This window comes from Xanthomonas sp. NCPPB 4467 (assembly GCF_041475665.2).
Taxonomy (GTDB): Bacteria; Pseudomonadota; Gammaproteobacteria; order Xanthomonadales; family Xanthomonadaceae; genus Xanthomonas; species Xanthomonas dyei.
On the sequence record NZ_CM191260.1, the window covers coordinates 19,132 to 37,580 of the forward strand.

Here is an 18,449-nt window from a genome sequence, read left to right on the forward strand (position 1 = left end):
TACCGATCAGTTCCGCTTGGCTGATATGAAACGTCTGCAATGTCTGGGGCGATCTGGTTGATCGCGATGAACGTGCTGTTGTCACTCGCGCAGACACGCGGATCAACCCAAGACGGCTGTTCTGGCAGTAGCAATCAGCCATAGGAATGAAAGCCGCCAGGCAACAGCAACGACGCGCCGCTGTTGCCGTTGCGATTCCCCACTCCCGATTCCCTATTCCCCGCCGTAAAGCGCCTGCGCCGATTGGAACAGGATCCAGCTGGTGGCGATGAACTTGTCGCCGCCGACCGGGCGGTTGCCGCGGTGGGTGTGGGTGAAGGCAGTGGGGGCGATCAACAGGCTGCCGGTGCGCGGGCGGGCCTTGCGTTGCTGGAACAGGAATTCGGTTTCGCCCTGCTCGAAGTCCTCGTTGAGATACAGCGTCCACAGCAGGTGCCGATGCAGCGTGTCGGCGCTGGCATCGCGTGGATACAGCTCGCAATGCCAATACGGGTAGCCGCCCTGGTCGGCGGTGTACCACTGCAGATTGATCGCGCCCGGACGCAGGCAAGTGCGCGCCAGATCGCCCAGCGCCTGGTCGCTCATCTGCGCGATGTCCTCGGCCACCAGCCGATGCGGTGTACCGTCGGCGGTGGTGACCTGCAGCATCAACGGCGAGATCAGCGCCTGCGGATACTGGCGCAGATAGGTCAGCACACCGTCGAACACCGCCTGTTGCAGGCGGCTTTCCACTTCGGCCCACTCGGCCACACCGCTGATGCGTAGATCGCGGCTGTGTTTGAGTTCGGGAAACACGCCGCCACCGATGCGGCCCGGATGCAGCTGCTGACTGTCGCGCATGCGCTGCACGATCGCGGCGCAATCGGCGGCAGAGATGGCGTTGTCGGTGATCTGGATAAAGTCGGGTTGGCTCATGCGCACGACCATAGCAATGTAAACGCGCTGCGGTAAGCAGCGTGATCAAAGGATTTCCAATGCGTCGAGCCTCATGCATTGACGCTCGGAAGTCCGCGCGCCTTCGATCACCGTGCTGCGTCGGCGGAATGTCGCCCATCACTGATCGCCGTCGCTTTGTTAGGTCGGCGGCGTCGCGCTGTGATTGCGGAGATGACGTAGCCCCAAAACGGCCAGCAACAAGATCACCGCGCAACGCGTCCGTCGATGCAGCTTATCGGCCCAGCCGCCCAGTGTGCCCACGCACCATGCCAACACACAGCCCCCAAAGAAAAACCCCGCCGAAGCGGGGTTTTTCTTCACACAACGCGGTTTGCGACGATCAGAACTTGTAGTTGATCGAGGCAGCCAGGATGTTGCCCTGCACATCGTAGCTACCCGCCAGGCGGTCGCCGGTGGCGCTGCGGGTGTCGCTGGTGGGGTCGCTGACAAACAGATGGGTGTAACCGAAGTTGTATTCGGCCTGCTGCGACGGACGCCAGCTCAGACCCAGCGAGACCCACTTGCGGCTGGAATCGGGCACGCGCACGTCACGGTGCTCGGCGGTGGTCGGGGTCTGGTCGTAGGCCAGGCCGCCACGCAGAGTCAGCGTGTCGCTCATGCGGTAGTCGGCACCGATCGAGGCGAAGGTGGTGTCGCGGTAGGAGAAGTCCAGCACGCTGTCGGGCTGGTTGGAGGCGAAGTCCACGGTCACCTGGTCGAACTTGCTCCAGGCGGTGCGGGTGACGTCGGCCATGATCGACCACTGCTCGTTCACGTTATGCGTGAAGCTGGCGGTGGCGCTGGCGGGCAGCTTGACCGTGGCGCGACCCTTGGTGTCGATGAAGGTGCCCGGTGCGGCGCGGGCAAGCACGGCAGCGGCATTGCCCGGCGTGGTGAAGTCGGCATCGCCGTCGGTGATCTTGTGCTCCACTTCCGAGCGGTAGCTGAAGCCGATGTGGGTGTTCTCGTCGATGCTGAACAAGCCACCGAGGGTGAAGCCCACTTCGGTGCTGTCGCCCTTGATGCGCGAGTAGCCGTCGGCGCTGCCCGGCGCAAAGCCCGGCACGCGGCGCGCGGCAAGGATGCTGCCGAAGTCCACGGCATTGGCCAGATCGATATCCAGACGTTCGGCGAACACCGAGGCGCCGAAGGACACGTACGGGTTCACGTCGTAGGAGAACGCGACGTTGAAGTCGATCGCCTGCAGCTCGGTCTTGGTGCCGTGGTAGCGGCCCACCCAGTCACGGTCGTATTCGGTCTTGAAGCCGAACGGCACGGTGAGCGAGGTGCCCAGGTGCATGTTGTTGTTCTCGCCGAACGGCAGGTGGAAATACATCGCCGGGACCGGCGCGATGGTGCCAGCGTCGCCGCCGTTGCCGCCGGAGACCGGGGCGCCGTTGGCGTAGTTGCCGCTCTCGGGCGTGAACTTGGCCGAGAAGTGGATGGCGCTGACGTCGGCCTGGAACAGGCGACCGTCCAGCTGGCGCATGCCGGCCGGGTTGTTGACGATGATCGAGGCGTCGTCCGGGGCGCTGCCCGAACCTGCGAATGCGCGGCCGAGGCCCTTGGCGCTGTTTTCCTTGAGCTGGAATGCGGCGCCGTGCGCCTGGCCAACGGCCAGAACGCCAGCGATACCAACAGCCAGCAGGGTGGCGCGGCTCAGAGTGGAAGCGGTAGACATGAGTTGTAGCTCTCCGGATAAAGACTGCAATGGTCGGTTCAGCGCCCGCGCCCAGCACCAATCCAGTGCCTGGAGCGCGCCGGAGACCCCCCCCCGACATACGACGCCGTACGCAGTATACCCACCACGATTAACCGAACAATAACGACTTGCGTCCTGAACACGCGGTTGGGTTGGGGCTGGGTTCAGGCCCGTGGACCGGCTATTGTGCGTCTCCGATGTTCGTTTCCCTCCCCTCCCGCAAGAAACCCACCCCGCGCTGGGCGGTGCCGCTGTTGTTCGCCACGGTGTGGCTGGCCTATCTGTGGTCGATCAGCCGGCCGGGCGAAGCGCGCAATACGCTGTGGCTGGACTGGGGCGCGCTGTCCAGCGGCGTCTCCAATCTGGGCGACTGGTGGGCGACCTTGCGCGATGGCAGCGTGCTGCGGCTGTTCACGGCGTTGTTCCTGCACGCGGATTGGTCGCATCTGCTCGGCAACCTGGTGTTCCTGCTGATCTTCGGGCTGCCGGCCGAGCGCATCCTGGGGCCGTGGCGCTTGCTGCTGCTGTTTCTGGTGGGCGGCGCGGCCTCCAACCTGGCGGCGATCTTTGCGATCGGCACGCCGGACCGGGTGATCATCGGCGCCTCCGGCGCGGTGTCGGCGTTGATCGGTACCTACCTGGCGTTGTTCCCCGGCGCCAAGCTGGGCGTGGTGCTGCCGCTGGGGGTCTTTCTGGAATTCATCCGCGTGCCGGCACCGTTGCTGATCGGTGCCTGGGCACTGCTGCAGGTGGTGTTCGCCTACATCGGCCCGGCGTTCGGCATGGTGGCGTGGTCGGCGCACATCGCCGGCTTCCTGTTCGGCATCGTCTACGGGCTGTACGTGCGTGCGGCCATCGCGCGACGCTTGCGCAAGCGCCACGGGTTTTAGCGCGGCAAGCGACGCATCGGGGACGCGGACGTGTGGCGACGCGTGCGCGTGTGGCAGGCCAACGCGCGTACGCTGCGTCCATCGCGATGGCGCGCCTATAATCGGCGCATGTCCAAGCCCTTGTACAAAGTCACCTTTCTCAATCACGGCAAGGTGTACGAGCTCTACGCGCACGAAGTGACCGGCAGCCATCTGTGGGGCTTCAACCAGATCGGCGAGCTGGTGTTCGACGTGCACGACGGCCTGGTGGTGGATCCCACCGAAGAACGCCTGCGCGAAGAGTTTGGCAATACCAAGACCCTGCACCTGCCGATGCAGAGCATCGTGCGTATCGAAGAAGTGGAAAAGAAAGGCCAGTCGGTGATCCGCGATGCCACCACCGGCGACAAGGTGGTGGCCTTTCCGGTGCCGACCAAGCCACGTTGATGCGCATCCTGGTGCCCGACGATTACCAGGGCGCAGTGCGTCAGCTGCCCTGTCTGCAGCGGCTGCAGGGCCACGATGTGCAGGTGCTCGGTGCATTGGCCACCGATCCCAACGAATGGGCCGAGCGCCTGGTCGAAGCCGATGCGCTGGTGCTGATCCGCGAGCGCACCCGCGTGGATGCGACGCTGTTGCGGCGGTTGCCGCGGCTCAAGCTGATCAGTCAGACCGGACGCGTGGGCACGCATGTGGATGTGGCCGCGTGCACCGAGTTCGGGGTGGCGGTGGCCGAAGGTGTCGGTTCGCCGGTGGCGCCGGCCGAGCTGACCTGGGCGCTGATCCTGTCGGCCAGCCGCCGCCTGACCGAGTATCAGCGCGCGTTGCACCAGGGCCGCTGGCAAGCGATTGGCGACCCCGGCCTGGGCCGATCGCTGCATGGGCGCACGCTGGGGATCTGGAGCTATGGGCGCATCGGTCAACGCGTGGCCGGGTTCGGGCGCGCGTTCGGCATGCAGGTGCTGGTGTGGGGCGGCGAAGCATCGTGCGCGCAGGCGGCGCGCGATGGATACGCGATTGCGGCCAGTCGCCAGGAGCTGTTCGAGCGCAGCGATGTGCTGTCGCTGCATCGCCGGCTCACCGCGCAGACGCGCTATCAGGTGACTGCGCAAGACCTGGGCCGCATGCGCTCCGATGCCTTGCTGATCAACACCAGCCGTGCCGAATTACTCGCCCCCGGTGCATTGCTGGCCGCACTGGATGCCGGCCGGCCCGGGCAGGCGGCGGTGGATGTGTTCGAGCGCGAGCCGGTGGACCCGCGCGACCCGCTCCTGCAGCACCCGCGCGTGCTGGCCACACCGCACCTGGGGTATGTGGAGCGCGACAGCTACGCACTGTATTTCGAAGCGGCCTTCGATAATGTGCTTGCCTTTGCCGCCGGCACCCCGCGCAATCTGGTCAATCCTGAAGTGTTGGCGATGACGCGCTAGCGCGTTTTGCTTGGTGAGTCGAATATGCATCCGCTAAGAACTACGCACGCGAAGGCGCAGCGACGCGCACAGGAAAGCATGGACAGGGTTGCAAGCGCGCTGGATTGGGTCGGGCTTCAACCAGCGTCCGACACGGTGCTGCAGGCCACAGGCATGCCCATGCAACCGGTCGACCTGCAAAGAGCGACGATTGCGCGATCAATGCAGCTCTGAGCGAGTGATTGAACGACGAATGCGCCGGATCGAACGCGCTGTTTCTGCCGAGCAGGCGCGCAAACGCGCGATTGTTTCCGCGCAAATATCCACGCGTAGCGTGCAGCGACATTCCGTCCGGAATGGCGATAGCGCCTCTAGCAAAAGCAGCATTCCGCCAGTGACTGGCGCTGCCACTCACTCACACGATGACGAACATTCGGGATACGCCGCGTCGTGCGCGTGTTCTGCACTGCAGCCATTACGGCAGTCATCAAACGATGCAGCGTCAAACGCGATACCCGCAGAGCGCGCTGCCTGTTCTGCAATGCGACGCCAGGTTTGATCGGACGGGCTGCACACACTGGCGCACACGCGGCCGGTGGCAGGCGTGCGATCTGCATAGCGCCGATCGCACACGCATCTTTTCGCGCCGCTTATTTGGTCGGTTCGACCGGTGCCGGCGTATCCGTAGGCGCGGCCGGTTCGGCAGGTGCTGCGGGCTTGGCCGGGTCAGCTGGGGTGGCTGGCGTGTTTTTTTCCTTTGGCGCTGCCGGCTTGGCTGGGTCGGTTGGCTTGGCCTTGTCGGTCGCCGCCGGATGCGCTGCTGCCGGCTTGGGCTCGGCGGCCGCCTTGGTGGCTGCCCTCGCCTTTTGCGCGGCCTGGGCTTTTGCCTTGAGCGCGGCCTGCGCCTTGGCGGCCGAGCCGGGCTGCTTGAGTTCGGACAGCGCTGCAGCAATCGGGCCGTCGCCCGGCAGCACATCGCCGGCGCTATAGCCTTCTTCGCCTTCGTCGTCGCCGCGCAGGTGCCCCGGCAAGGTGGCTTCGCTGTAGTCGGTCAGGCTGGCCGGCACGTCGGCGTCGCCCGGCTGCGGTTCGGGCATGAGTTGCACTTCCGGCACGATGCCGCTGGCCTGGATCGACTTGCCGCTGGGCGTGTAATAACGCGCGGTGGTGAGCTTGACCGAGTCGCCGTTGTCCAGCGGCAGCACGGTCTGCACCGAGCCCTTGCCGAAGGTGCGGCTGCCGATGATGCGCGCGCGCTGGTTGTCGCGCAGCGCGCCGGCCAGCACTTCCGACGCGCTGGCCGAGCCGGCGTCCACCAGCACCACCACCGGTGCGCCGCCGAGCAGGTCGCCCGGGGTGGCATCGAACTTGGCGTCGCTGATCGAAATCCGCCCGCGGGTGCTGACGATGTTGCCCTTGTCGAGCAGATCGTCGGCCACCTGCACGGCCGAGGTCAGCAGACCGCCCGGGTTGCTGCGCAGATCCAGTACCAGCCCGCGCAGTTTTCCGCCGGCCTGCAGCTGCTTGAGGTTTTTCTGGAAATCGGCGCCGGTATCGGCCTGGAAGGTGCTGATACGGATGTAGCCGTAGCCCGGCTCCAGCAGCTTGCTGCGCACGCTGGCCACGCGGATGGTCTGGCGCTGCAGGGTCACATCGAACGGCTTGGGCGTCTTGTCGCGCACGATGGTCAGGGTGACCTTGCTGCCGGATTCGCCGCGCAGCGGTTCCATCGCCTTGCTGGCATCGATCGGCTTGCCGTCGATGGCCACGATCACATCGCCTGCGCGAATGCCGGCACGCGCAGCCGGGGTGTCGTCGATCGGCGCGATTACCTTGAGCGTGTTGTCCTGTTGCTGCAGCAGCTCCACGCCGATGCCGTCATAGGCGCCGGTAGCCTGTTCGTCGAAGGCTTCGGCATCTTCCTTGTCGAAGTAGGTGCTGTGCGGGTCCAGGTCCGAGAGCAGGCCGCGCACCGCAGCGTGCATCAGCTTCTTGTCTTCGACCGGGTCGACGTAGGCCTGCTTGACCGCGTTGTACACCGCCACGAAGCGGCGGATTTCGTCGAGCGGCACCTTGGAGACGGCGGCTTCATTGGCTTCCGGATCGTCCGCAGTGGCCTGGGCGGCGGCGGCGGGACGGGCGGTCTGCGCCCAACCAGGCGACGCGAACAAGGCCAGCGACAGGGCAACGGACAGGACGGCTACGCGCATGAAGCACTCCGACAAAGAGATAAGACGCCCCGCACGACGGAGCTGAGCGGATTATGCGCGAAGCAGCGGTAAATCCGCGTTGAATTGCGCGCAGGTTGCAGGGGCCGTTCGGTTGCGGCCAGCGGGCAGGCCATACAAACGTGGAGGTGCCAGGCCTTGGCGCCGGCCGGTCGCTGCCATCCGCGTGCGGCCCGCGTGCAGCGCATGGGGATCTGGCTGCATCTATCCGTCGGCGACAGAACGCGGTGTCAGGCACTGCCCCGGTGCGTCTCCGCACACCGCCGCGCTGCAAGATCCTGCGGGATTGGTGGCATGGCGCAGCGGCCAAACACGCTGCATCGGTGCGATGCCGCCCCAACACGCTGGCGAGCAGCGCCTGGTCGATGCGATGACCGGACCCTACGCGACACCGAACCGACGCTGATCAGCGAGTACGGCAACGACCGGCCGTGCGTGAGCGATCTGTGCGATGCCCAGTGTCTGGACACGCGCACGCACGCAGCGATCAGCGCCGCTGCAACCAACTCGACGGGTCGACAGGCTGCCCATTGCGCCGCAATTCGAAGTACAGCGCCGGCACGCCCTGCCCGCCCGAACTGCCGACCTTGGCCACCGCTTCGCCGCGTTTGATCGCCGCACCGGCATCGCGCAGCAAGGTGTCGTTGTGCGCGTACAGGCTCATGTAGCCGTTGCCGTGGTCCACGATCAGGATCATGCCGTAGCCGGTCATCCAGTCGGAAAACACCACCGTGCCGTCGGCTACCGCGGTGACCGTGCTGCCCTTGGGCGCGCCGATCAGCACGCCCTTGCTGGTGTGACCGTCGGGCAGTGTGGCGTTGAAGCGTGCCAGCAGATTGCCCGCCACCGGCCAGCTGAGCCCACCGACCTTGGGCGCCGGCGCGCTGGCGATGACCTTGGGCGGGGTCTTGCCGGGACGCTCCGGGCGATCGGTCTTGCCGCGTTTGGCCTGCGCGGCGGCTTCGGCGGCCGCGCGCTTGGCGGCGGCGCGGCGTTCGGCTTCGGCCTTGGCCGCGGCCGCGCGCAAATTGGCGAGCAGTTGCTCCAGCGACTTGGCATCCTGGCCCAGCGCCTTTTCGCGCTCGGCACGTTGTTTGTAGCGATCGTCCAGCTGCGCCACGGTGGCCGCCTGCTGCGAGCGGTCCTTCTGCAAGGTGGCAGCCTGCGCCTTTTGCTGCGCGCGCGCGGCGTCCAGCGCCTGGCGCCGGGTGGCGATGTCCTGTTCCACCTTGGTCAGCGCATCCAGCTGCGTGGTCAGCGCGTGGATCCGCTGCGCACGTGCGTTCTGCACGTAGCGGTGATCGGCGAGCATGCGGTTGGCATCGCCCACCGTGTCCTGCGACAGCAGCACCTTCAACGGCGCGTTGCGGCCCACCTGATCGGCGGCGCGCAACAATGCGGCCAGCTGCGCGCGCTGGTTCTGCAGGCCGCGCTGCAATTGCGCGCGCTCCTGTTGCAACGTGGATAGATGTTGTTCCTGTGCACGCATCGCCGCTTCGGTTTCGCTCAGGGCGCGCGAGGTCTTGGCGACCTTTTCGTCGGCCTGGCGCAGTTGCTGCGCGGCGGTGCCGCGCTTGCCTTCCAGCTCGCGCCGGTCGGCGCTGATGGTCTTGAGCTCATCGCGCAGCTGCTGCAGCTTGCGCTCGGTCTCGCGCTGGTTTTGCGCGCCCGCGCCGGCGCTGCCGAGCAGCATGCAAGCCAGCACGCTCGCGGCCAGCCAGCTGCGCCCGACGCCGGTGGCGGAGACGGAGACGGAGACGAGCGGCGGACGCGGCAGCGGTGCGGGCGAAAGGGGCAACGAACGATCCAGTGACTTCAGGCAGGTGCGCGATTGTAGCCAAGCATGGTGTGATCGCCGCCACGCCCAAGACAGCCGCCACCGCGCGAGGTTCAGCATGAAGCTCCAGTATCTCCTCCTGGCATTGTCCCTGGCCGGCTCAACCGCCTGGGCCGATGAGGGCATCAGCAAGGTCAACGGCAGCATCAGCGCCGAGGCCGGCAAGACCTACGGCGGCCTGGAAACGGTCAACGGCTCCATCGAGATCGGCGCCGGTGCGCAGACCAGGGATGTGGAAACGGTCAACGGCAAAATCACGATCGGCGATGGTGCCCGCACTGGCGGCGTGTCCACGGTCAACGGCGCGATTTCGCTGGGCCAGAAGGTCACCGTCTCCGGTGGGCTGGAAACTGTCAACGGCAGCGTGTTGGTCGAGCGCGGCAGCCAGGTCAGCGGTGGCGTGGAAACGGTCAACGGCAGTATCGGCCTGGTCGAAACCGACCTCGGCAAGGACATCGAGACGGTCAATGGCGACATCACCGTGGGCGTGGGTTCGCATGTGCATGGCGGCATCGAGGTGACCAAGCCGAACTTCAGCTTTTCCTTCAAGCCCTCGCGCAAACCGCGCGTGGTGATCGGCCCCAAGGCGGTGGTCGATGGGCCGCTCCACTTCGAGCGCGATGTAGATCTGTACGTGCATCGCACCGCCAAGATCGGCGCGGTCACCGGTGCCACCGCACGCAGCTTCGAGTCGGACGTGGCACCCAAGGACTGACGCGCTCACCACGCGCACGTTCTAAGATCGGGACTCCGCTGCACGAGGAGTTCCGATGCCCCGCAAGATCCTGTTGTGCCTGGCCGCGACCCTGGCCCTGGCCGGTTGCAAACGCGAATCGGCCGACACGCCGTCTGCACCGGCCGTGCAAGCGCCAGCCGATACCACGCCCAGCGCACCGGTCAGCCGGCACGCGTTCTCGCCGGAGCTGACCAGCGGCGACTTTGCCGAGCTGGTCAAGACGCTGGCGTCGGACGACTTCGAAGGACGCGGCCCGGGTACGCCCGGCGAAGAAAAGACCGTGACCTATATCCGCGACCAGATGCAGCGCATCGGCTTGCAGCCGGGCAATGGCGATAGCTGGTTCCAGGAAGTGCCGATGGTGGAAACCACCGCCGATGCGGGCACCGCGCCCAGCCTGCGCAGCGGCGAGCAGACCCGCACCCTCGCCTTCGGCACCGACATCGTGGTGGGCACGCGCACCGGCCAGCCCGAGGTCAAGCTGGACAATAGCGAGCTGGTCTTCGTCGGCTACGGCGTGGATGCGCCCGAGCAACAATGGAACGATTACGCCGGCCAGGACTGGAAAGGCAAGACGGTGGTGATGTTCGTCAACGACCCGGGCTTCCATACCGGCGATGCCAAGTTGTTCGACGGCAAGCGCATGACCTATTACGGGCGCTGGACCTACAAATTCGAAGAGGCCGCGCGCAAGGGCGCAGCGGCGGCGTTGATCGTGCACGACACGCCCGGTGCCAGCTACGGCTGGGACGTGGTCAAAAACTCCTGGTCCGGCCCGCAATACGATCTGCCGGCCAAGGACGACCCGGATCCGCGCCTGCCGGTACAGGGCTGGATCAGCGCCGACACCGCCAAGCAATTGTTCGCCAACGCCGGGCTGGACCTGGCGCAGGCCTACAAGGACGCCAGCAAGCGCGGCTTCAAGCCGGTGCCGCTGAAGGCCAACTGGTCGGTGGACCTGAAGAGCAGCATCGCCGAAAAGACCTCGCGCAACGTGGTCGGTGTGCTGCCCGGCAGCAGCCACGCAGACGAGGCGGTGCTGTACATGGCGCACTGGGATCACCTGGGCAAACATCCAGGCGAGAGCGGCGACAACATCTACAACGGCGCGGTGGACAACGCCACCGGCGTGGCCGGCATCCTGGAAATCGCCGATGCCTTTGCGCATCAGGACCCCAAGCCGGCGCGCTCGGTGGTGTTTGTGGCAGTGACGCTGGAAGAATCCGGTTTGCTCGGCTCCAAGTACTACGTGGCCAACCCGAGCTTCCCTTTGGACAAGATCGCTGCGGTGATCAACCTGGACGCGATGTCGGTGGCCGGGCGCGCACGCGATGTCACCGTGGTGGGCATGGGCAGCTCGGAACTGGAAGACATTCTCAAGCCGATCGCCGCGATGCAGGGCCGCACGCTGCACGCCGAGGCCACGCCGGAAAGCGGCTCGTACTTCCGCTCGGACCACTTCAACTTCGCCAAGGCCGGCGTGCCGGCGCTGTATGCCGATGGTGGCGAAGACCTGCGCGACGGTGGCACCGCAGCCGGACGTGCGGCCGCCCAGGATTACGGCCGCAATCGCTATCACGCGCCGGGCGACGAGTACGATGCGGCCACCTGGAAGCTCGACGGCACCATCGAAGATCTGCAAGCGGTGTACGGTGTCGGCAAGCAAGTCGCCGCTGGCGATAGCTGGCCCAATTGGTACCCCGGCAACCCGTTCAAGGCCGCACGCGACCGCATGCTGGCCGGCAAGCCGGGCGCAGGCGCCGCGGCAGCGCAGCCGGCCGCAGGCAACACCGATCCTAAGAATGCGAAGCCAAACAATGCCAAGCAGGCAGATGCAAAGAACGCCGCGCCTGCGCGGTGAGGGATGCTGCGCGCGCTGTGGTGCAGGCGCTGGCAGCTGAAGCGAGTGGCGCGCGAGACAAAGGGCCTCCAATTGGAGGCCCTTTGTTTTCAGTCGTGCTTGGTGGTTAGCGATGCGCAATGGTTAGCAATGGAGCGCCGGCTGGCACACACGCTGGCGTCGCCAGAATCTGCATCGATACGGTGCGGGCTGCAACTGCTGGTCATCAAGCAGCGCAACCAGCGCACTGCCCTGCCCGCCCGACGCACCCGCGCTCAAACACACTCAGTCGTTGTCGACGCTGACCACGTGCCCGTCGTCGGGATCCACGTGCAACTCAACCTTCTGCCCGTTGCGCTTTGCATCGGTCTTCCACAGGCCGTCCTTGAACTTGAGGTCGTGCACGTCCGCATAGCCGCCGGTGGACAGTGCCGCACGCACGTCGGCGTCGTTCAGTCGCGACGTGGTCTGGTCGCCATAGACGCGGCCAGTGACAGGATCGATGTGCACATCCACATCCTTGCCATCGCCGCTACGGGCATCGGCGGTCCACACGCCGTGCTCGAACTTGACGTCGTGCACCTTGGTGTAGCCCTTGGCGGTCAACATGCTGGTCACCTCGTTGGAGGTGAGCGCCTTGGCCGGCTTTGCGGCGTCTTGCGCAAACGCACCCTGCGAAACAAGCGTCAATGCGCCGATCAGTGCGGTGGTCATCATGCGATGTGCCATGGGTAGGCTCCTACTGTGAAGTGCGACCATGCTGGCCGCCGCGGGATCGTGGCGGGGTGAAAACATCGACGATTCAGTGAGAAAAATTCAGTTAACTGAAAAATCGCGGTCGCTCTTCATCGCTCCTGCACTCTGGATTGACATTCCGGTTTCAGTGCGTCGGCATCGCATGACAGATGTCGACCACCGCCGCTCAAGTCATCCAATGAAAAAAGCCGCCTTGCGGCGGCTTGTCATATCGCGTGTTCAGCGCGTTGTGCGCGCCGCAGGTGCGGGTGCAGCCAGACGTGCAGCGGCAGTGCCGGGTGCACGGGTTGCGCGTGCGGCCTGTGGCGAAAGGATCGTCATCTGCGGTTTGTCGGTGCCGTCCTTGTTCGGATGCACGTTGTATGCGTAGGACAGGTTCCACCACGAACCGGCCGCCCACCACGTCCAACCCAACCACACGTCGGCATTGCTTTCCATGTAGCCGAGCATGCCTCGCAGCGCCTCATTGCAGACCTGGTTATTGGCGGTACCGAACTCGGCCAGAAAGCCGCGCTTGCCATTGGTGCGCAGCCATGCGGTGAAATTGCGCAAACGCTCGGCGCCGACAGTGGAGCTGACGCACACGCTGCTAGTGCCGCTGGAATCGGCGTCCAGATACTGATGCACTTCGAATGCGTAGCGGTTGAGCGGATCCTTGATGGCCGCCAGCGCGGTGGCGTTGGAGTAGCCATCGCTGGTGGGCGAATACCAGCTGTGCGCCCCGGTCCACAAGGCGCCGGGCACCAGGATCAGATTATTGGCACCTGTCCTGCGAATCGCATCGATGGCGGCCTGCGCGGTGCTGGCCCATTCGCTTGACGAGATATTGTTGGGCTCGTTCATCAGCCCGAAGATCACCGTGTTGTCGCCATTGAATGCCAGCGCAAGACGGCGCCACAGGTCGGTAAAGGTGGCCACCGGTACTTCCGGTCCGCCAATCCTGTAACCGTAATACTTGGCGTAATTGTGGATATCGATCACCAGATACATGCCTGCGGCCTTGGCGCGCGCCACCGCCTGTTGCACCAGCGCCAGCTGCGCCGGATCCAGTTCGCTGCGCGCGCTGGGTTGCAGACGTTCCCACAAGATGGGCAAGCGGATCGTATTCATTCCGACGCCGGCGAAATACGTGTAATCGCCGGCCGAGGCGTACATATAGTCCTTATTGAGTACGCCGGGTTTTTTGGAGGATGCGAATTCGGCGCCGGACAAATTGACGCCGGCATAAGTCAGTGCATGTGTTTGTGCATGCGCGGACGACAGCCCGGCCAGCAACATGAAACACAAGGCGCACAGGGCAAGGTGGCGTAGTGAGAAAGAAGGACGTGACATGAAGCAACTCCTGGCGGGTAGATGCATCGCCGCCCCAATGGCGTGCGATCGGCGCGAGGTGCGCTGCATCTGCCTGTTGCAATGCATCACGTGTGCCAAATCGTGACATTTCAGGCATTTAGTCGCGAAATGCGAACTACTGCGCACTGAATGCGCAAGAAAACGGTGTATGCGTGCATGCCGGTTATCACCAGCCTGCGGTATTGGCCGGATACGTAGGGGTATGTGCCGAGATACCGGCGTTATTGGGCGATGCGTCAGTTGTGTGGCGCCATCGCAGCGGCGCGGCCATGCGGCATGTCAATAAACACGATGCCGTCGCGAGCACGGCATCGCTGATAAAGTGACTCATGAAACAAAGATGCGCCTACCAAACCGGCGCGGCCGGAGCCGGAAATCGGCGTGTCCCACCCTGACACGCCGGTTCCGATGCGCCAGCACCACCCGCTTGGCAATCGCTCGTTACGTTTTACGGATCGCTCCAAGCGGGCTGACGTGAATCAGCGTGCGATGCGACGCGCATGCGCACTCAAGATGGACATCTGCGGTTTGTCGCGTCCGCTGCTATCGGGCTGCAGGTTGAAGGGGTAATCGGCACGCCACCAGGCGCCGGCCGCCCACACGCTGGAACCCAGCCAGACATCGCGGTTGGCCTCCAGATACCGCAGCATGCCATCGAGCGCGCGCATGCAGGTCGGGTTGGTTGATGCGCCAAATTCACCCAAGAATCCACGCTTGCGCTGGAGACGCAGCCAAGCGGTAAAACTGCGCAAGCGCTCCGCACCGATGGTAGCGCTCACACAGCCGGCGCTGGTGCCGCTGGAGTCGGTATCCAGATACTGGTGCGCCTCGACGGCGTAGCGGTTGAGCGGGTCGTGGATCGTGGCCAGTGCCACAGCATTGGATTGCCCGGCGACGGTGGAATACCAACTGTGCGCTCCGGACCACAGCGCCCCAGGCACCAGGATCAGGTTGTTGGCGCCGGTGGCGCGGATGCCGTCGATCGCTGCCTGCGCGGCAGCGGCCCAGTTCTGCGGCGCAATGTCGTAGGGCTCGTTCATCAGCCCGAAGATCACCGCGTTATCGTTCTTGAAGGCCACCGCCAACCGCTTCCACAGGTCGGTGAAGGTACTGATCGGCACGCGCTGGGTGCCGATCTTCTGCCCGTAATATTTGGCGTAGTTGTGGATATCCACGATCAACACCATGTGCGCGGCCTTGGCGTTGGCCACGGCCTGCTGGATCAGCGCCAGCTGTGCGGGGTCCAGTGCGCCTTGCGGCTTGGGTTGCAGCCGTTCCCACAACACGGGTAGTCGCACCACGTTCATGCCGGTGTTGGCGAAGTGCTGGTATTCGCCGGGAGTTGGGTAGCGATAATCGACAGTGACGACGCCGGGGCGTTTTGCCGAGGCGATTTCTGCGCCGGACAGATTGATGCCTGCATAACGCAGCGCACCGCCTTGCGCCTGCGCGCGGGGGAGCGCAGCCAGCAACAGCACGGCCAGCGCACAGCACAGCAGCTGGCGCGGCCAGGTGGGGGAGGGGGACATGGGGAACTCCTGAAGCATCTACGGGGGGAGATGCGCTGCATCGCAGTTGTTCGCAAGCACACGCATCGACCTCAGCCTATGCGCATCTGCCGCGCGCAACTACGGATGCGAGGTATCACTGCAGCAAGCTGTGCGGTGCTTCGCAGTTGCGAGCTGTTTTTGTCGATGCACTGCGCACGTTGCGAGAACGCCTTGAATCAGCGGCTCTGCTGCAACTTCGCAATGGTATTGGTCGCATCAATGCATCGGTGTTGAAGCGATGACAGAGACTGCGTCAACGCTGGCGTGCACGGACACGCACGACGCAACGCGCGTGCGCAGACGTGCCTGCATGCGCCGAGCACTGCAATCGCGTAGCACGCGGGTGCGGTGATTGTGCTTTGCGCGCCTAGCGGGCGATGCACCGCCATGATGTTGGTCGATGGCGGTGCATCCATCTTCAAGATGGCAACGCTCTCGGCGACAACGGCAGCTGCATCCACCGAAACCGGACCTGCAGCATCGGCGTGCCGAGGTCCACATCGCGCCAACTTTCGTCCACCGCCTGGCTGCCATCGATCAGCTGCTGTGCTGCCCGATATCCACCCGGAACCGTGGACACTGCAAGGCGACGCAAAAAAAGCGGGCGATCACATAGCATCGCCCGCGTTTTGCCGCTTACACCGCTGCCATCAGCGCTTGCTGGCGCGGCGTGCGTACTTGCTCAGAATCTTGATCTGCGGCTTGTCGCTGCCGTCCTTGCCGGGCTGCACGGTGAAGAAGTAATCCGGCTTCCACCAGGCGCCTGCGGCCCACCAAGTCCAGCCCAGCCACACGTCGCTGTTGTTTTCCATGTAGGTCAGCATGCCTTCCAGCGCCTTGTCGCAGACCGGATTGTTGGCGGTGCCGAATTCGCCCAGAAAGCCCTTCTGCTTGTTCTCGCGCAGCCAGTCGGTAAAGCCACGCAGCTTTTCTTCGCCCACGCTGTCGCTGGTGCATTCGGGCTTGGTGCCGCTGTAGTCGTTGTCCAGATACTGGTGCGCTTCGAAGGCCAGGTTGTTGCCGGGGTCCTTGAGGATGGTCAGCGCCTTGGCGTTGGAGCCGCCGTAACTGTTGCTGCGCCAGCTGTGCGCGCCGGTGTAGGCCGTGCCCGGCACCAGGATCAGATTGCGGGCGCCGGTCTTGCGGATCGCGTTGATCGCACCCTGTGCCGCCGTGGCCCAGTCGGTTGCGGAGATGCCGTTGGGCTCATTCATCAGCCCGAAGATCACCGACTTGTCGTCCTTGAACTCCAGCGCCAGCCGCCGCCACAGATCGGCCAGTGCGGTAGCGGACACTTCGTCGGTGCCCAGGCGCTTGCCGTTGTATTTGGCGTAGTTGTGCAGATCCAGGATCAGGAACTGCTTGTTCGCCTTGGCCGCTTCGAGCGATTTCTTGATCAGCCCAAGCTGCGCGTTATCCAGTTCGCCGTTGAGTTGAGGTTGCAGGCGCTCCCACAGAAACGGCAGGCGGATCGTATTCATGCCCTTGCCGGCGAAATAGCTGAAATCCGATGCGGCCGGGTAGGTGTAATCCTTGAACAAGGTGCCGGGCTTCTTGCGCGAGTTGAACTCGGCGCCGGACAGATTGACGCCGACATATTTCAAGCCGGCAGACTCCTTGTTCGGACCATTGGGCTCTTTGGCGTGCGCCAACGGCAGTGCAGCGAGCAAGGTCAGTGCGAGCGCGGCGCGACGTAAACTCGGGAATTTTTGGGGAGCGCGGAACATGGAAGCCTCCTTCGGCATCGACGTGGGTGGCCGCGGGGGAGGGCACGGCCAGCTGGAATGGTGCAGGGCGATCGGGTAGCTGATGAGCCTAGAAGCTCGCGCGTTAGCGTGCCATTCACGCCTGCAACATGGATTTGATCGGGATAGAACACCTGCGAAGCGCATGATGTTGCTCCGGTAGCGTTCGCAACACGACACACAAGACGCACTGTCGCAGGAGCGCGACGGGTCGCTGTCTTAAGCTACCGACTCGATTTTCTTCTGTTGTTCGCATGTGCGAACGACATCACGCCCCGGAGCCTCCCATGAGCCAAGCCCACGCCTTTGCCGCCCAAGCCGCCGACCAGCCGCTTGCCCCGTTCGTGTTCGAACGCCGCGCGCCCGGCCCCGACGATGTGCAGATCGAGATCGCCTATTGCGGCGTGTGCCATTCGGACCTGCATACCGCACGCAACGAATGGCACAACACGCGGTATCCGGCGGTGCCGGGCCACGAGATCGTCGGCCGTGTGACCGCCGTCGGTGATGCCGTCACCGGCTTCAAGGTTGGCGACCTGGCCGGCGTCGGCTGCATGGTCGACAGCTGCCGCAGCTGCGCCTCCTGCCAGGAAGGCGAAGAGCAATACTGCGAAGCCGGTTTCACCGGCACCTACAACGGCCCGATGTTCGGCGGCGGCGAGAACACCTACGGCGGTTACTCCGACCATATCGTGGTCGACCAGAAGTACGTGCTGCGCATCTCGCACACCGACAATCTGGCTGCCGTGGCGCCGCTGCTGTGCGCCGGCATCACCACCTATTCGCCGCTGGCGCACTGGAAGGTGGGCCCGGGACAGAAGGTGGGCGTGGTCGGCCTGGGTGGCCTGGGCCACATGGGCGTGAAGATCGCCAAGGCGATGGGCGCCACCGTGGTGCTGTTCACCACCTCAGAGAACAAGCGCGCCGATGCGATGCGCCTGGGCGCCAGCGAAGTGGTGATCTCCAAGGACGAAGCGCAGATGGCGGCGCAGTACAACACCCTGGATTTCATCCTCAACACCGTGGCCGCCCCGCATAACCTGGACCCGTTCATCAATGCACTCAAGCGCGACGGCGCCATGGTGCTGGTGGGCGTGCCCGAGGAATCGCACCCGTCGCCGGCCGTGTTCAACCTGGTGATGAAGCGCCGCACCCTGGCCGGCTCGCTGATCGGCGGCATCCGCCAGACCCAGGAAATGCTGGACTTCTGCGCCAAGCACAACATCGTCTCGGACATCGAAACCATCCGCGCCGACCAGATCAACGAGGCCTACGAGCGCATGCTCAAGAGCGACGTGAAGTACCGCTTCGTGATCGACATGGCCACGCTGGATAAGGCGGCCTGATTGGTTGTTGCGTCAGGTTCTAATGCTAGCGTTTGCGTCGTTCTTCGGCGCAAGCGTTATCAGTGCTTCGCCAATAAATAAACGAACGACCACCATATCTAAATTGTTGAGCAACAGGCGATCGTACTGGATCCTGTTGGAT

14 protein-coding genes and 1 other RNA gene are annotated in these 18,449 nt (G+C 64.5%); 7 read left to right on the forward strand and 8 right to left on the reverse strand.

Features of this window, described 5'->3' with window-relative positions; genetic code table 11:
- Nucleotides 1–213: 213 nt before the first annotated feature.
- Together ACCQ06_RS00090 and ACCQ06_RS00095 are read right to left on the reverse strand one after the other, a co-directional pair.
- Nucleotides 214–915, reverse strand: a complete 702-nt coding sequence (locus tag ACCQ06_RS00090; protein WP_228324948.1) for a 2OG-Fe(II) oxygenase — start codon at nucleotides 913–915, stop codon at nucleotides 214–216.
- 361 nt (nucleotides 916–1,276) lie between these two features.
- Nucleotides 1,277–2,617: an outer membrane protein transport protein gene (locus ACCQ06_RS00095; protein WP_104615559.1), complete on the reverse strand. Its 1,341-nt coding sequence runs from the start codon at nucleotides 2,615–2,617 to the stop codon at nucleotides 1,277–1,279.
- A gap of 218 nt (nucleotides 2,618–2,835) precedes the next feature.
- On the opposite strand from ACCQ06_RS00095, the gene ACCQ06_RS00100 reads away from it, so the two are divergent.
- From ACCQ06_RS00100 to ACCQ06_RS00110, 3 genes are all read left to right on the forward strand, one after another.
- Nucleotides 2,836–3,528 carry a rhomboid family intramembrane serine protease gene (locus tag ACCQ06_RS00100; RefSeq protein WP_104615560.1) on the forward strand — a complete coding sequence of 231 codons (693 nt, stop codon included), beginning with the start codon at nucleotides 2,836–2,838 and terminating at the stop codon, nucleotides 3,526–3,528.
- 108 nt (nucleotides 3,529–3,636) lie between these two features.
- Complete coding sequence (locus ACCQ06_RS00105) at nucleotides 3,637–3,954, forward strand: DUF1820 family protein (protein WP_055852962.1); 318 nt, start codon at nucleotides 3,637–3,639, stop codon at nucleotides 3,952–3,954.
- Nucleotides 3,954–4,937 carry a D-2-hydroxyacid dehydrogenase family protein gene (locus tag ACCQ06_RS00110; protein WP_316689798.1) on the forward strand — a complete coding sequence of 328 codons (984 nt, stop codon included), beginning with the start codon at nucleotides 3,954–3,956 and terminating at the stop codon, nucleotides 4,935–4,937. The genes ACCQ06_RS00105 and ACCQ06_RS00110 overlap by 1 nt, the downstream gene beginning before the upstream one ends.
- Nucleotides 4,938–5,566: 629 nt before the next feature.
- On the opposite strand, the gene ACCQ06_RS00115 is transcribed toward ACCQ06_RS00110, so the two are convergent.
- Nucleotides 5,567–7,126, reverse strand: coding sequence for a S41 family peptidase (locus tag ACCQ06_RS00115; RefSeq protein WP_316689799.1), 1,560 nt, complete (start codon nucleotides 7,124–7,126; stop codon nucleotides 5,567–5,569).
- 505 nt (nucleotides 7,127–7,631) lie between these two features.
- Complete coding sequence (locus ACCQ06_RS00120) at nucleotides 7,632–8,942, reverse strand: murein hydrolase activator EnvC family protein (RefSeq protein ID WP_316689800.1); 1,311 nt, start codon at nucleotides 8,940–8,942, stop codon at nucleotides 7,632–7,634.
- A gap of 97 nt (nucleotides 8,943–9,039) precedes the next feature.
- Here ACCQ06_RS00120 and ACCQ06_RS00125 point away from each other — a divergent pair, with 97 nt between their 5' ends.
- Both ACCQ06_RS00125 and ACCQ06_RS00130 read left to right on the forward strand, forming a co-directional pair.
- Nucleotides 9,040–9,696 (forward strand): hypothetical protein, encoded by a 657-nt coding sequence (locus ACCQ06_RS00125; protein WP_316689801.1) that lies wholly within the window; start codon nucleotides 9,040–9,042, stop codon nucleotides 9,694–9,696.
- Nucleotides 9,697–9,751: 55 nt separating this feature from the next.
- Nucleotides 9,752–11,578, forward strand: a complete 1,827-nt coding sequence (locus ACCQ06_RS00130; RefSeq protein ID WP_316689802.1) for a M28 family metallopeptidase — start codon at nucleotides 9,752–9,754, stop codon at nucleotides 11,576–11,578.
- A 264-nt stretch (nucleotides 11,579–11,842) separates the two neighbouring features.
- On the opposite strand, the gene ACCQ06_RS00135 is transcribed toward ACCQ06_RS00130, so the two are convergent.
- Nucleotides 11,843–12,286, reverse strand: a complete 444-nt coding sequence (locus ACCQ06_RS00135; protein ID WP_316689803.1) for a PepSY domain-containing protein — start codon at nucleotides 12,284–12,286, stop codon at nucleotides 11,843–11,845.
- A gap of 246 nt (nucleotides 12,287–12,532) precedes the next feature.
- Complete coding sequence (locus ACCQ06_RS00140; protein ID WP_316689804.1) at nucleotides 12,533–13,645, reverse strand: glycoside hydrolase family 5 protein; 1,113 nt, start codon at nucleotides 13,643–13,645, stop codon at nucleotides 12,533–12,535.
- Nucleotides 13,646–14,047: 402 nt separating this feature from the next.
- On the opposite strand from ACCQ06_RS00140, the gene ACCQ06_RS00145 reads away from it, so the two are divergent.
- Nucleotides 14,048–14,123: non-coding RNA, sX9 sRNA (locus tag ACCQ06_RS00145), on the forward strand.
- Between the two features lie 22 nt (nucleotides 14,124–14,145).
- On the opposite strand, the gene ACCQ06_RS00150 is transcribed toward ACCQ06_RS00145, so the two are convergent.
- Together ACCQ06_RS00150 and ACCQ06_RS00155 are read right to left on the reverse strand one after the other, a co-directional pair.
- A complete protein-coding gene (locus tag ACCQ06_RS00150; RefSeq protein ID WP_316689805.1) occupies nucleotides 14,146–15,195 on the reverse strand; it encodes a glycoside hydrolase family 5 protein in 1,050 nt (349 codons plus the stop codon).
- A gap of 671 nt (nucleotides 15,196–15,866) precedes the next feature.
- Nucleotides 15,867–16,943 carry a glycoside hydrolase family 5 protein gene (locus ACCQ06_RS00155; RefSeq protein WP_316689806.1) on the reverse strand — a complete coding sequence of 359 codons (1,077 nt, stop codon included), beginning with the start codon at nucleotides 16,941–16,943 and terminating at the stop codon, nucleotides 15,867–15,869.
- 305 nt (nucleotides 16,944–17,248) lie between these two features.
- Here ACCQ06_RS00155 and ACCQ06_RS00160 point away from each other — a divergent pair, with 305 nt between their 5' ends.
- Nucleotides 17,249–18,307, forward strand: a complete 1,059-nt coding sequence (locus ACCQ06_RS00160) for an NAD(P)-dependent alcohol dehydrogenase (RefSeq protein ID WP_228324956.1) — start codon at nucleotides 17,249–17,251, stop codon at nucleotides 18,305–18,307.
- Nucleotides 18,308–18,449 lie beyond the last annotated feature (142 nt).